Origin of the sequence: Actinomadura coerulea (assembly GCF_014208105.1) — a bacterium.
In the GTDB taxonomy this organism is placed as follows: domain Bacteria; phylum Actinomycetota; class Actinomycetes; order Streptosporangiales; family Streptosporangiaceae; genus Spirillospora; species Spirillospora coerulea.
On record NZ_JACHMQ010000001.1, the window covers coordinates 4,293,470 to 4,307,324 of the forward strand.

A 13,855-nucleotide genomic window follows, 5' to 3' on the forward strand; every position below is an offset into this window, starting at 1 on the left:
GCCGGCGCATGCCCTTGCGCCGCGCGTTCGTCCCGTGGGGAGATCGTCAATCGGCCTGGGTGCGGAGGCTTCGCGCCAGGGTGGGGATCATTACCGCCGCCGGGACGAGATGCAGCCCGAGGAGGGCCGTGGTGGTGGCGGCGTCGGCCCCGGAGAGCAAAGGCGGGATCAGCGAGATCGCGGTCAGTGACACCGCCGTCCACACGAATCGCGCGGCGGGGCGCGTGCTCCACCGAAGGAGAGCGGCGGCGATGGCGACGCCGACGATCGAGAAGAAGCCGGTCACCACGGCGAAGCCTGCCAACGGGATCGCTTCGCCGCCCTCGGGGATCTCGAAGTCGACGCCCACAGCCTGGGCGAGCGCGGCGGCGAGGGTGGTGGCCGCCATCGCCGCGAGTGCGGCGATGAAGCCGGTGACGGCGAGCCTGCCGAGTCGGGGGGCGCGGCCGGTCCGGTCCGAGGCCGTGCCTGCGACGGCACCGCCGTCGTTCATGCTGTTCATGTCGTTTCTCCGCATTCGATAGGTATGGGGCGGTGCTGGCCTGGGGGCGGCGATGCGCACCCTCGCCGTGCGGCGGCCGGGGTTGCGCAGGGCGCGGACGCCGGTGCCGCGGAGCCAGAACCCGACGTCGCGTCCGAGGACCGGCCCCGGCTCGCCGTCGCGCAACTCCAGCTGCACCCGCCCGCGGGTGACGACGAGGAACGCGTCGTGCCACTCCGCGGCGACCACCGCGACTCGCCCACCGCCGCGCAGCGCGAGCGTCCGCACCGGAGCTACTCCGTGCCGTCCGCCGGCAGTCGCTCCGGCAACCCGAGCCGCGGGAACCGGTCGTCGTGGAAGATGACGATCTCGGTGATCACCCCGCCGGTGGCACGCAGGACGTCGATCGTCAGCGGCAGGTACGCGCCCTCCCGCTCCCGCCAGTGGTAGAAGGCGACGGCGGGTTGACGGTTCACGGAGGTCTGGACGGCGCGAAGACCCGTCATGCGGTCGAAGCCGTCCTCGACCCAGTCGGCCACCACCGCGTCGCGGCCGACGTGCAGGCCCGGCGTGGGCGGCATCGAGCAGCGGACGTCCTCGCGCAGCAGCGCGGCGAGACCGTCGATGTCCGTGGCCACACTGGCGTCGGTGAAGCGGCGCACCAGGTCGCGCGTCCCGGCGTCGTCCTCGTCGCCGGTCCAGTCCTGCCGCTCGGCGGGCAGGTGCTCGCGCATGCCGGCGCGGGCCCGCTGCAGCGCGCTGTTCACGGAGTTGACGGAGTCCCCGAGGAGTTCCGCGACGTCCTTCGCCGGCCAGCCCAGCACGTCCCGCAGGATCAGCACGGCCCGCGGGCGCGGCGCGAGGTGCTGGACCGCGACCAAGTACGCCAGCTCGATCGTCTCCCGCGCGACGGCGACGGTCTCCGGCTCGTCCGCGTCGCCCGCGGGCAGCTCGTCGAGCAGCCGGTCCGGGTAGGGCTGCAGCCACGGCACCTCGCCGCCGGCCGCGGGCTCCGGGCGGCGCTTGGCGAGCAGGTCCAGGCAGGCGTTGGTGGCGATCCGGTACAGCCAGGCCCGGAACGTCGACCGTCCCTCGTAGGTCTCCCGCCGCCGCCAGGCACGCAGGAACGTCTCCTGCACCGTGTCCTCGGCGTCCTCGAACGACCCGAGCATCCGGTAGCAGTGCACGTGCAGCTCCCGCCGGTGCCGCTCCGCCAGCCCCGAGAACGCCGGCTCGTCGACCTCGCCCAGCCCGCTCACGCCCAGTTCCTCCGGGTGCGTGTCCGCATTCATCACGTCATCCTCCCCGCTCATCGTGTGCCGTCACAGGTGTGACGACCGTGGGCGCGACAACTCATCACCGGGGCCGACCGGCGTGGCGCCGACCTGCCCGAGCGGCGCTCCCGTCCGAAGAGTGCGCTCGATCGATTGCCAGAAGGGCGATGCTCGGCACGGTAGGACACGAGCCTCGTGGAGAAGCCACGAGCGCTCGAAAAAACAACCCGGTTGCGCGGGCAAGGCCCGCGCACCCTGACTCAAAGAGGGGTAACAACATGAAGCAGTTTCGACTGCCCCAGACGAAGGTTCGGCGAGGTCTGGCGAAGGTACGGCGGGTTCCGGCGAAGGTTCGGCGGAATCTGGCGGACCTGCACCGGCTGGTCTCGACGAGGAATGTCCGAGTGAGCTCGGTCATTCTGGGCACCGTCCTCGGCGCCCTGGTCGGAGCAACCGCCATGGGCCTGAGCTGGATGGCGGTCGTCGGCCCCGGTGACCTCGACCACCTCGCCGACACGGCCCACACCGGCGCCGCCTTCGGCGCCATGTGCGGCATCGTCAGCGGCGTCTGCGGCGTCCTGGTCGGCGCTTGCGCCCCCGGCCCGGCCGACGAGCGGAAGACGGCCGCCCGCATCGCCTCCAACCTCGCCGCCTGCGGGGTGGCCGCATGCCTTCTCATGGCCGCCTTCAGCCTCGCCGGCCTCGACATCACCAACGGAAGCAGCATCGTCTGGCTGTACCTCCCCGTCCTCTACGGCGTGCTCGCGGGCGCCGCCATCGGTCTCCGCGACACCACGGCCACGGCCGAGGCCGCGGCCACGGCCGAGACCGCGGCCGAGACCAAGGTCGCAGCGGGCGAGTGACCACTCGCGGGGCCTGGCACCGGCCAGGTCCTGCTCAACAAGGGCCTGGCCGATACCAGGTTCTGCTCAACGGGGGCCTGGCCGATGCCAGGCCCCCGTTCCGTCTATTCCCCGACCGGACATCCCGCCACAGGCGGTGTCCCGCTCCGCCCCGGGCTCATCCGGGACGCGCACGGCATCGACCTCGCCGTCCAGGACGCGGACCGCCGGACTCATTCCTCTGCGAGGACGCCGTCTCCGACGAGACCTCGCAGCCGGTCGTTGGCGCTCTCAAGGGCGGGCACCTCTTCCGCGCCTGCGTGCTGCTGCGGCGGCCGGTGGTGCCGAACGTCCGGTCAAGGCCGTTGAGGTGCGGCGAGGGCTTGGCGGCGGGACCCGGTCACGATCGCGAACGCGGCTTGCCGACCTCGACGGCGCACGAACTGGCGGTCCCCGGGCGGCATCTAACGTTTGGATCGACCCCGTGCCCGGAGCGGTCCAGATCATGCACCATGGCCCCCAGCCCGTTTCAGGCCCAGGTGTTCCGAGCGTCCACAGCCACCCCTGAGGAGCCCTTAGTGACCGGTCCCGGTGGTCCGTGGGGACCTGGCGGACACAGACCGCCCCCGATTCCGCCGCAGAGCCAGCCCCCTCATCCCGGATACGGAGCACCACCGCCGCCTCATCCCGGATACGGAGCACCTCCGCCCTGGCGCCAAGGCCCGCCGCCGCAGTACCCGCCCTACCCGCAGCCTCCGTATCCGCCGCAGTATCCGCCCCAGCGCCCGCCGTATCCGCCACCCGGCTTCCCACCGCCCCCACGGCCGCCGACGCGGGCGGGACGAATCGTCCGGAAGGTGAACCCGTTCCGCGTCGCGCAGGTGGTGTTCCGGCCTTCGCGGCCGGACCTGGTCGTCGATGCGCGCGTCCGGAAGCTCCAGGTCGTCCGGGCCTGGGCGGGCATCACGGTGACCCTCGCCGTGGCCGCGATCTACAGGGCCACCGCCCCCCAGGAACTGGCGAGCGAGCGGTTCGGCGACGCCTGGATCAACGTTCTGATCCTCACGTGCGTCCTGCCCCTGATCGTGGGCGCCTTCGTCGTGGCCGCACGGCCGCCGAACCGGGGCGCGTTCGCGCGCCGGCTCCGCTACCCCCTGATCGCGGTCGCGGCGATGTTCGGCTCCATGTTCACGTTCGTGCTCGCCGCCGTACCCGACCTGGAAGGTGCGCGTGACGCGGCCGGCCCCGTGGTGATGATTCCCGCGGGCGTGGTCCTCTTCCTCTGGATGCTCCCCTTCACCGTCTACGGCATCGTCCTCTCACTGACCAACGTGTTCCGGACGGCCGACATCCACGAGCTGATCCCGCCCTTGGTGAGCGTGTCGGCGTCCTGGGTGATGGCCGTGGTCAACCTGTTCGACGACTCCTTCAAGGGAGTTCCGCAACTCTTGGCCCTGGCGCTCACGCTGGGGGCGCCGGTGACGGTGTCCGCTCTCGCCTACTACGAGTTGCGCAGGCTGCGCCTCCTGCACGGCATCACGCTGCGCAACACACTGCTGCGCTGACACGAGCGGGGCAGGCGGGAGATTCAGCGCTCCTCGGCCCACCCGCGGACGCTGAACGCTTCCCCGCGGCCGATGGCGGCAAGAGCCTGCGCGCAGTAGGGGATCAGGTCGGCCGGTGGAGCCGCCGGATCGATCCACAGCGCCTCCGAGGCCTTGTCGGGTTCGGCCGCGTGCGGTTCTCCCACCCAGCGGTCGAAGGTGAACCAGTAGTCGCTGACCGCTTGGCAGGGGCCGGGCAACGACGCTGCGGTGCGATGCATGACGTGGCTGAACACGGCATCGTCGCGGCGCAGCGTCACGCCGGTCTCCTCTCCGGCCTCGCGGATCGCCGCCGCCAGGACGTCCTCGCCGGGCTCGATGCGCCCCGCGGGCGGGCACAGCCAGCCGTCGCGGTAGCCGGTGTTGTAGCGGCGCAGCATCAGCACCGTCCCGTCCTCGCGCCGCAACAGGACGTGCGGCGCGATGAACGACCCGTGCCACCCGTTCGCGGACACCGCGGCGACCTCGGCGACCTCGCGGGCGGAGACGACGCCGAGCCGCCTTGCCATGTGCCGTCCTGCCTCTTCAGGGCCTCCGGCCAGGTCGACCATGGGGACGGCGGCGGACAGGATCACGTCGGCCAACTCGTCCAGGACGTCCTCGGTCGTCTTGTGGACGCCCTTGCGGGGATTGCCGCCGGTCATCCCGAGATAGGCCTCGACGACCTCGCCCACCTCCTCGGCGATCTTCATCACCAGCAGATGCGTCGGCACCTCGGCCAGATAACCATCCAGGATGCGGGCGGTATCAGCCCAGAACCCGCGGCACGGCTCGGCAGCTTCGGAGTTCGCCACGACGCGACCCTAGACGGCGGACCTCCCACCCACTCCCGATTTTCGAACATCCGGTCGAAGGATCACTCCGGTGGCGGGGCGAGTTTGGCGGCTATGGCGTAGTCGATCTGGATGTCTTGGTAGGTGGTCTGGGTTTTGACCTGGTCTGGGAGGTTGGTGCGGGCGCTTCCGGAGGTGGAGTCGTCGGACGAGCCCTCGGTGAAGGTCACCGAGACGTCGGGGACCACTTCGAAGCGGAGTTCGGCCGCCTTCACCTTGGCGGTGAAGAGGATGTCCGCCGTGCGCTGGAGGTCAGCGTCGGGCAGGTCGCCGGGGCTCATGAGCGCTTGCCTTGCTGGGAGACCATCCGCAGGAGCGCCTTGCCCAACTCGCGGACGGAATCCTCGGTCTCGCGCAGGGCGCCCTGGAGCGCCGTAATCTCCTGATCTCCGTCGGACGGGGCCGTCCCGCTGTTCGTGTCCTTCTCTTCCTCCGGCTCGTCCTCGTCGCCGGAAGAGTCCTCGGGCTTCTCTTCGTCCTCGTCCTGGTCCGAGGAGTTCTCCGGCTCCGCTCTCTCCTTGCCCCGGTCGGACTCCTCGGACTCCGTTCGCTCCTCGTCCCGGTCGGAGGTGTTCTCGGAGTCGGCTCCTTCCTCGTCCTTGTCGGAAGGGTGTTCGGAGTCGGCTTCCTCGTTTCGCTCGGCGGAGTCCTCGGACTCCGTGTCTTCTCTGCCCTGCTTTGAAGTGTCCTCGGGCTCCGGCTTCTCCCTGCCCTCGTCCGGGGAGTTCTCCGGCTCGTCTGCCCCCTCGTCCTGGTGTGAGGAGTCCTGGGACGTCGCCGTTTCGGTGGCGCCTTTCGCGGTCTCGGCCGTTTTGCCCGCCGTGTCCTCGACGCCCTTGCCCGCGTCCCGGACGCCCTCGCCCGCACCTTGGGCGGCTCGGCCCGCGCCCTTCCCGGCTTCACCGACGCCCTCGCCCGCACCTTGGCCTACTTGTTCGGCCGCTCGGCCCGCGCCCTTGCCTGCCTCACCGACGCCCTCGCCCGCGCCCTGGCCCACCTGTTCGGCCGCTCGGCCCGCGCCCTTGCCTGCCTCACCGACACCCTCGCCCGCACCTTCGCCCACGTGCTCGGCTGCGCGGCCGGTGCCCTTGCCTACCTGGCTGACGCCCTCGCCCGCGCCTTCGCCCACTTCTTCGGCCGCGCGGCCGGCGCCTCGTCCGACCTCGCTGACACCTTCACCCGCGCCCTTGCCGACGTCCTTGACCGCGCCTCCCGCGCCCTCGCCGACGTCCTTCACCGCGCCTCCCGCGCCCTCGCCGACGCTCTCGACGGCGCCGCCGGCTCCGCGCCCGACGTCCTCCACGGCTCCCCTGGCTCCCTTGCCGACCTCGCCCACGGCGCTGCCGGTGCCGGAGCCGATGTCGCTCACCGCCGACTCCAGGCCGCGTCCGATGTGCTGGAGGATCTCCGGGTTGCGATCGAGGGTGGTCAGGACGCGGTCGACGATGATGGCGACGTTGTCCAGCCGGACCTGGAGTTCGGCCTCCGCCTCGACGCCCTTGATCTCCAGCTTGACCCTGCCGAGGAACACGTCCGCGCCGACGTTCAGCTTGAGCAGGTCGAGGACCTCGGCGACGAGCGAGACGTGCGCTTCGAGGTTCTCGACCTCCAGCGAGATCTCCTCCACCTTGAGCTGCGGGACGTCGAGGTGGACGTCCGGGCCCTCCGCGGGCTGCGCCCGCCGGTCCGGCTGGATGGTCCTTCCGGTCAGGCCCTCCGAGTCATCGCGGGGCTCGTGCCGCTCGCGATCAGCCTTGCCGGACGCGCCGTCGCTCATCGTTCCCCCCGATGCTCGCTCCTGGTCCCCGGGACCTCATCCCCCCACAGCGCCGCCTTCCACCAGCGAAGGCGTCAGGCACGGGCGCTTTCTGGCTCTTTCTCCTCTTCCTTTGCCTTCGGCTCCTCCGGCTTTGCCTCGGGCTCCTCCTGCTTTGCCTCCGGCTCCTTCTCGCCTTCCTCCTCTGATTCCGGCTTTTCCTTCTCCTCTTCCTTTGCCTCCGGCTGCTCCTCCTCCCCCTTCTCGCGCTCCTCGGCCTCCTGCTCCTCCTTGAGGGCGTCCTCGTGGGTCTTGACGACCTCGCCGTCGCGGATCTCGCCGCGCCAGCCCTCGACCTCCTCCTGCTCCAGCAGCGTCTTGGTCATCATGTGGCGCTTGATGTGCTTGAAGTCCAGGCGAAGGCGGCGGCCCTGGGCGCGCCACATGTTCGCGGTCTTCTCGAAGAACCCGTCCGGGTGGTACTCGGCCACCAGCAGGACCCGCGTCATGGACGGCGCCAGCTCGTGGAACGTCACGGCACCGTCGACGTAGCCCTTGGGGCCCTTGGACTTCCACACGATCCGCTCGTCCGGGACCTGCTCGACGATCGTCGATTCCCAGGTGCGGTGGGACAGGAAGACCTGCGCCCGCCAGTTGATCTTCTCGTCGGACTCCTGCTCGACGCTCTCCACCTTCTTGGTGAAGCTCGGGTAGTCGGCGAACTGCGTCCACTGGTCGTAGGCGACGCGGCGAGGCAGCCCGACGTCGAACTCCTCGATGATGTTGGTGACCTTCATCTTGCCCTGGCCGCCGCCCTTGCCGTCCTTGCCCCCGCCGCCACCGGGGAGGGCGTCCTTGACCTTGCCCTTCACCATCTCCTTCGCCCCGGTCGCGCCAGCGCTGAGGCCCGCCTTGAGCGGCGACTCGCCCTCGGCGAGCTTCTGCGCGCCCTTGGCCGCCGCCTTCCCGGCGACTCCCGCGCCGTTCCCGGCGTCCAGCCGCTCGGTCAGGCCCTCGATCCGGCCGCTCGCCTTCTCCAGCGCCCGCACCATGAGGGCCTGGGCCAGGGCGCGGCCGGCGTCCTTGAGCTGCTCGACGGGGAGCTCCTGCGGCTTGCTGCCGTCCCCGTTGCCCGCTTCGGTCATGATCAGCCTTCGCTTCCCTTGCTGATTTCCCCTGACCCTGACGACATAGCCTGAGAATTCAGGACTAAAACGGTAAAAGCGCCACTGGCCTGCAAAAACGAATGATCTACTATTCGTATGCACGTGCGGGGACGGCTCTTTCCCTCGCCCCGCGATCCCCTGATTCCCCCGTCAGCGGAGGACGGAACGCGCCACGCGCAAGCCCACGTCGTCGATCCGGAACGTCGGGTGGCTGCGGCGCCGCACCGAGGCCCGGCAGCTCCAGTGCTCGTCGGACCAACCGCCGCCCCGGAGCACCCGGTAGGCGCCGTAGACGTCGGGGTCGTAGAGGTCCCAGCACCACTCCCAGACGTTCCCCAGCATGTCGTGCAGGCCCCACGCGTTGGGCCGCTTGCCGCCCACGTCGTGAACGTGGTCCTGGGCATTTCCGCGGTACCAGGCGATCTCGTCGAGGGGGCCGTACCGGGGGCCGGTCGTGCCGGCGCGGCAGGCGTGCTCCCATTCGGCCTCGGTCGGCAGGCGGTACCCGTCGGCGGAGGCGTCCCACTCGGCGCCCTCGCCGCCGGCATCGAGCCGGTACGCGGGCGCCAGCCCCTCACGCTCGGACAGGGCGTCGCAGAACCGGATCGCGTCCAGCCACGACACGCCTTCGACGGGCAGCCGGTCTCCCCGTGCGGTGCTCGGCCACCGGCCGGTGACCCGCGCATACTGCGACTGGGTGACGGGGAACGCCGCCAGCCGGTACGGCGCGAGCTCGACCGCCCAGCTTCGCTGCGTCCGCCGGTCCGACAGCGTCACCGTCCCCGGCGGGACGGCGACCATCTCCACCTCGGCGCTCGCATCCATCAGCGGGTGAGCCTACCGGCGCCCGCCTTCGGCGGGCCGGGCGGCCTGCCGGTCACCGGCCTCGGGCGTCGTGGCGCTCCAGCCCGTCGAGGAGGGCGTCGAGGCCGAACTCGAAGGTCCGGTCGGGGGAGGCGGCGTAACCGGTGCCCGCCGGGGTGTCCAGGCGGGCGCGCAGGCGCGGGAAGCGGGCGGCGATCTCGTGGGCCTCGGTCATGGCGTCGCGGAACCGCCGCTCGGCGGTGCCGCCGTTCCCGTCGAGCCCGCGGGTGAGCGAGGCGGTGGCGGCGACGCCGGCCGCGTTGCCGAGGACGTAGGTGAACACCGCCGCGGCGGCCCGGTCGGCCTCGGCGCCGGTGAAGCCGGCGGCCTCGTAGAGGGCGAGCTGGTGGTCGTCGTGGCGCGCCTTGCTCTCCCCGTAGACGACGTGGGCGGCGAAGACCTGCACGAGCCAAGGGTGCCCGGTGAACATCCCGTACAGGTCGAGGGCCATGGCGGTGGCCGCGGCGCGCCAGCCGACCGCGTCCGGATCGGGCAGCGCGAGCTCGCCCCAGACCCGGTCGGTGGCCAGCAGGACGAGGTTGTCCTTGCTCTTGACGTGCCAGTACACGGCCGTGGCGGCCGAGTCGAGCCGTCTGCCCAGGGCGCGCATGTTCAGGCCGTCGAGCCCTTCGGCGTCCAGGAGCTCGATGGCGGTACGAACGATCTGGTCGCGGGAGAGGGTGTCGCGTGGCACGACACCACGATAGGCACTGCTTGAACTTTGTTCAAGTCAGCACTTGCACATTGTTCAAGTTCTGGTCTAGCGTTCTCGGCATCAGCCAGTTGAACTAAGTACAAGTCCTCTTGGAGGGATCCCGTGCACGCTCTCGCCGCCGTCATGCAGCTGTTGGTCGCCGCCGCCTTCGTCAGCATCCCGCTGGTCCGCCACCGCTACGGCCCGGGCGCCAGGGCCGCCGCGGTCGCCGAACTGCGCCGCCAGGACGTCCGCCCCGAGGTCCTGGAGGAGAACGGGCTCCGCTTCGACGCCGGCGGCCACGAGACCGCCGTCCCCGCGGCCGTCGCTGCGGCCATGGCCCTCGCCGCCGCCCTGAACCTCGCCGGCGCCGGTCTGGCCCAGCCGCTGACCTGGGTCTTCTCCTCGCTGGTCCTGCTCCTGAACGCCGGGATCGTCTGGAGCAACCTCACCGCGGTGTCGTCCGTCCAGGCCGCCTTCCGCCGCAAGGGCGACCCGGAGCTGGCCCGGATCCGGGTCGCCGCCTTCCTCAAGGCCGCCGAGGACGCCTTTCCGGGCTGGGTGCGGGCCCAGACCTACGTCCGCAACACGGTGGTCTTCGCCGGCTCCGCCATCGCCCTGGCCGCCGTCTCCTTCATCTGACCCCCGACGAACCAGGGCCTTCGCGGCGACGTGCTCCGCGAAGGCCCTGCGGCGTCGCCGCTGCCGGGAGTTACGAGGGGTCGTAGGCGAGGTTGGGGGCGAGCCAGCGCTCGACCTCCGCGACCGGGAGGCCGCAGCGGCGGGCGTAGTCCTCGATCTGGTCCCTGCCGACGCGCCCGACCGTGAAGTAGCGGGACGCCGGATGGGCGAAGATCAGGCCGCTGACGCTGGCGGCCGGGGCCATCGCGTACGACTCGGTGAGCTTCATGCCGAGGCGGCCCGCGTCCAGCAGGTCGAACAGGGTCTGCTTGAGGCTGTGGTCGGGGCTCGCCGGGTAGCCGAGCGCGGGGCGGATGCCGCGGAACCGCTCGGCGTGCAGGTCCTCCAGGGCGGGGTCGGCGTCCGGCTCGAACCAGGCGCGGCGGGCCTCCAGGTGGATGTACTCGGCGAACGCCTCGGCGAGGCGGTCCGCGAGGGCCTTCACCATGATCGACTTGTAGTCGTCGTTGTCGTGCTCGTACTTGGCGGCGAGGTCCTCGGCGCCGAGGATCGTCACGGCGAAGCCGCCGAGGTGGTCGCCCGACGGGGCGATGTAGTCGGCGAGGCAGCGGTTGGGGCGCCCCTCGGGCTTGGACGTCTGCTGGCGCAGCATCGGGAAGCGGGCTGCGCCGGGCAGGACGATGTCGTCGCCGTCGGAGTGCGCGGGCCAGAAGCCGTAGGCGCCGCAGGCCTCGAACGCGCCGTCGGCGATGATCTGGTCGAGCAGCTCGTTGCCCTCGTCGAACAGCTCGCGCGCGACGGGCTGGTCGAGGATCGCCGGGTACTTGCCCTTCAGCTCCCAGGCCAGGAAGAAGAACTGCCAGTCGATCATCTCGCGGAGCGCGGAGATCTCGGGGCGGACGATCCGCACGCCGGTGAAGTCGGGCGCCGGCAGGTCGCCGAAGTCGACCCGCTCCCGGTTCTCGCGGGCCTTCCCGACGGTGAGCAGGGGGCGGCGCTGCTTGTTCTCGTGCTGCTCGCGCAGCCGGGCCTGCTCCTCGCGGTTGGCGGCGTCCAGCGCCGCGGCGCGCTTGTCGTCGAGCAGGTCGGAGACGACGCCGACGACGCGGGAGGCGTCCAGGACGTGCACGGTCGCCGCGCCGTAGGCGGGGGCGATCTTCACGGCGGTGTGCTGCCGGGACGTGGTGGCGCCGCCGATGAGCAGCGGCAGCCGCATGCCGCGGCGCTCCATCTCGGCGGCCACGGCGACCATCTCGTCCAGGGACGGGGTGATCAGCCCGGACAGCCCGACGGCGTCGGCGCCCTCCTGGACGGCGGTCTCCAGGATCTTCGCGGCGGGGACCATGACGCCGAGGTCGATGACGTCGTAGTTGTTGCAGCCGAGGACGACGCCGACGATGTTCTTGCCGATGTCGTGCACGTCGCCCTTGACCGTCGCGAGGACGATCTTGCCCTGGCCGCGGTCGCTGTGCGCGCGGCCGGCGGCGATCGCCTCCTGCTTCTCCTTCTCCATGAAGGGCTCCAGGTAGGCGACCGACCGCTTCATCACGCGGGCGCTCTTGACCACCTGGGGGAGGAACATCTTGCCGGAGCCGAACAGGTCGCCGACGACCTTCATGCCGTCCATCAGCGGGCCCTCGATGACGTCGAGGGGGCGCTCGGCCTCCTGGCGGGCCTCCTCGGTGTCCTCCTCGATGAAGTCGATGATGCCGTGCACGAGGGCGTGGGAGAGGCGGGCGGCGACCGGCGCGTCCCGCCAGGACAGGTCGACCTCGCGCCTGGTGCGCTCGCCCTTGACGTTCTCGGCGAACGACACGAGCCGGTCGGTGGCGTCGGGACGGCGGTCGAACAGCACGTCCTCGACCAGTTCGAGCAGGTCGGCGGGGATGTCCTCGTAGACGGCGAGCTGCCCGGCGTTGACGATGCCCATGTCGAGGCCGGCCCGGACGGCGTGGAACAGGAACGCCGAGTGCATCGCCTCGCGGACGACGTCGTTGCCCCGGAAGGAGAACGACAGGTTGGAGATGCCGCCGCTGGTGCGGGCGCCCGGGCAGCGCTCCTTGATGAGGGGCAGCGCGTCGATGAACGCCTTGGCGTAGCCGTTGTGCTCGGAGATGCCGGTCGCGACGGCGAGGACGTTCGGGTCGAAGATGATGTCCTCGGCCGGGAACCCGACCTCCCGGGTGAGCAGGTCGTAGGCGCGGCCGCAGATCGCCACCTTGCGCTCGGTGGTGTCGGCCTGGCCCGTCTCGTCGAAGGCCATGACGACGACGCCGGCGCCGAAGTCGCGGATGCGGCGGGCCTGCTCCAGGAACGGGCCCTCGCCCTCCTTGAGGCTGATGGAGTTGACGACGCCCTTGCCCTGGACGGTCTTCAGCCCCGCCTCCAGCACGCTCCACCGCGAGCTGTCGACCATGATCGGGATGCGGGCGACCTCGGGCTCGGTGGCGATGAGGTTGAGGAAGGTCGTCATCTCCCGCTCGCTGTCGAGCAGGTCGGCGTCCATGTTGACGTCGAGCAGGTTCGCGCCGCCGCGCACCTGGTCGAGCGCCACGTCCACGGCGGCCTGGTGGTCGCCCGCCTCGATGAGCTTGCGGAACTTCTTGGAGCCGGTGACGTTGGTGCGTTCGCCGATCATGACGAAGCCGGTGTCGGCGCCGATCGCGAACGGCTCCAGGCCGCTGAACCGGCTCGCGGCGCCGGGCCTGGCGACCTCGCGGGGGGCGACGCCCCGCACGGCCTCGGCGATCCTGGCGATGTGGTCGGGGCCCGTCCCGCAGCAGCCGCCGACGACGTTGACCATGCCGGCCGCGGCGAACTCGCCGACCTTGCCGCCCGTCTCCTCGGGGGTCTCGTCGTAGCCGCCGAAGGCGTTCGGCAGGCCGGCGTTCGGGTGGCAGGCGGTGTAGGTGCCGGCGAGGCGCGCCAGCTCCTCGACGTGGGGGCGCATCTCCTCGGCGCCGAGCGAGCAGTTCACGCCGACGACCAGGGGCTCGGCGTGCTCGATGGACCGCCAGAACGCCTCGACGGTCTGCCCGGACAGCGTCCGGCCCGACAGGTCGACGATGGTCACCGAGATCCACAGCGGCAGGTGCGGGGCGGCCTCGCGGGCGGCGGCGATCGCGGCCTTCGCGTTCAGCGTGTCGAAGATCGTCTCGATCAGCAGCAGGTCGACGCCGCCCTCGGCGAGCGCGCTGATCTGCTCGGCGTAGGCGTCCTTGACCTGGTCGAACGTGACGGCGCGGTAGGCCGGGTCGTCGACCCGCGGGGACAGCGAGAGCGTGACGTTCAGCGGGCCGATGGAGCCGGCGACGTAGCGCCCGCCGAACTCGTCGGCGGCCTGCTGGGCCAGCCGGGCGCCCCGCACGTTCATCTCGCGGACCAGGCTCTCCAGGCCGTAGTCGGCCTGCCCGATGCTGGTCGCGGTGAAGGTGTTGGTCGTCGTGATGTCGGCGCCGGCCCGCAGGTACTGCCGGTGGACGTCCAGGATGACGTCCGGGCGGGTCAGGTTCAGCAGGTCCGGGTCGCCGGTGACGTCCTTGGGGTGGTCGTCGCCGATGAGGTCGCCGCGGTAGTCGCCGGGGGTCAGGCCCGCGCCCTGGAGCATCGTGCCCCAGGCGCCGTCCAGCACCGCGATCCGCTGCTCAAGAAGTTCGCGCAATGGAGTCCGGGTCATTTTTTTTCGAGCACCTCCCATGG

The 13,855-nt window shown here is 71.2% G+C and carries 12 protein-coding genes; 3 read left to right on the forward strand and 9 right to left on the reverse strand.

Annotation, left to right across the window (positions count from 1 at the left end; genetic code table 11):
* Positions 1–46 precede the first annotated feature (46 nt).
* Both BKA00_RS40505 and BKA00_RS19615 read right to left on the reverse strand, forming a co-directional pair.
* The gene (locus tag BKA00_RS40505; protein WP_221493213.1) at positions 47–769 is read right to left on the reverse strand and encodes a DUF6069 family protein; all 723 of its coding nucleotides are present in this window, start codon (positions 767–769) and stop codon (positions 47–49) included.
* A gap of 5 nt (positions 770–774) precedes the next feature.
* Positions 775–1,773, reverse strand: a complete 999-nt coding sequence (locus BKA00_RS19615; protein ID WP_185027028.1) for an RNA polymerase subunit sigma-70 — start codon at positions 1,771–1,773, stop codon at positions 775–777.
* A 386-nt stretch (positions 1,774–2,159) separates the two neighbouring features.
* Between BKA00_RS19615 and BKA00_RS19620 the strand changes: the two genes are divergently transcribed.
* Both BKA00_RS19620 and BKA00_RS19625 read left to right on the forward strand, forming a co-directional pair.
* Positions 2,160–2,618, forward strand: a complete 459-nt coding sequence (locus tag BKA00_RS19620; protein ID WP_185027030.1) for a hypothetical protein — start codon at positions 2,160–2,162, stop codon at positions 2,616–2,618.
* Between the two features lie 836 nt (positions 2,619–3,454).
* Positions 3,455–4,162 (forward strand): hypothetical protein, encoded by a 708-nt coding sequence (locus BKA00_RS19625; protein WP_185027032.1) that lies wholly within the window; start codon positions 3,455–3,457, stop codon positions 4,160–4,162.
* A gap of 23 nt (positions 4,163–4,185) precedes the next feature.
* Here the strand turns inward: BKA00_RS19625 and BKA00_RS40510 are convergent, their stop codons facing one another.
* From BKA00_RS40510 to BKA00_RS19655, 6 genes are all read right to left on the reverse strand, one after another.
* Positions 4,186–4,995 (reverse strand): NUDIX domain-containing protein, encoded by an 810-nt coding sequence (locus BKA00_RS40510; protein ID WP_221493214.1) that lies wholly within the window; start codon positions 4,993–4,995, stop codon positions 4,186–4,188.
* 62 nt (positions 4,996–5,057) lie between these two features.
* Entirely contained in the window at positions 5,058–5,315 is a 258-nt protein-coding gene (locus BKA00_RS19635) for a hypothetical protein (RefSeq protein ID WP_185027034.1), read from the reverse strand.
* Entirely contained in the window at positions 5,312–6,811 is a 1,500-nt protein-coding gene (locus tag BKA00_RS19640; protein WP_185027036.1) for a putative sodium/potassium/calcium exchanger, read from the reverse strand. Before BKA00_RS19640 ends, BKA00_RS19635 begins: the two co-directional genes overlap by 4 nt.
* Before the next feature lie 74 nt (positions 6,812–6,885).
* The gene (locus BKA00_RS19645; protein ID WP_185027038.1) at positions 6,886–7,935 is read right to left on the reverse strand and encodes an SRPBCC family protein; all 1,050 of its coding nucleotides are present in this window, start codon (positions 7,933–7,935) and stop codon (positions 6,886–6,888) included.
* A gap of 171 nt (positions 7,936–8,106) precedes the next feature.
* A complete protein-coding gene (locus BKA00_RS19650) occupies positions 8,107–8,757 on the reverse strand; it encodes a formylglycine-generating enzyme family protein (protein ID WP_221494014.1) in 651 nt (216 codons plus the stop codon).
* Between the two features lie 76 nt (positions 8,758–8,833).
* Positions 8,834–9,514 carry a TetR/AcrR family transcriptional regulator gene (locus BKA00_RS19655; protein WP_185027042.1) on the reverse strand — a complete coding sequence of 227 codons (681 nt, stop codon included), beginning with the start codon at positions 9,512–9,514 and terminating at the stop codon, positions 8,834–8,836.
* Between the two features lie 123 nt (positions 9,515–9,637).
* Between BKA00_RS19655 and BKA00_RS19660 the strand changes: the two genes are divergently transcribed.
* Complete coding sequence (locus tag BKA00_RS19660; RefSeq protein WP_185027044.1) at positions 9,638–10,156, forward strand: hypothetical protein; 519 nt, start codon at positions 9,638–9,640, stop codon at positions 10,154–10,156.
* A 70-nt stretch (positions 10,157–10,226) separates the two neighbouring features.
* On the opposite strand, the gene metH is transcribed toward BKA00_RS19660, so the two are convergent.
* The gene (gene metH, locus BKA00_RS19665) at positions 10,227–13,853 is read right to left on the reverse strand and encodes a methionine synthase (RefSeq protein ID WP_221493215.1); all 3,627 of its coding nucleotides are present in this window, start codon (positions 13,851–13,853) and stop codon (positions 10,227–10,229) included.
* Positions 13,854–13,855 lie beyond the last annotated feature (2 nt).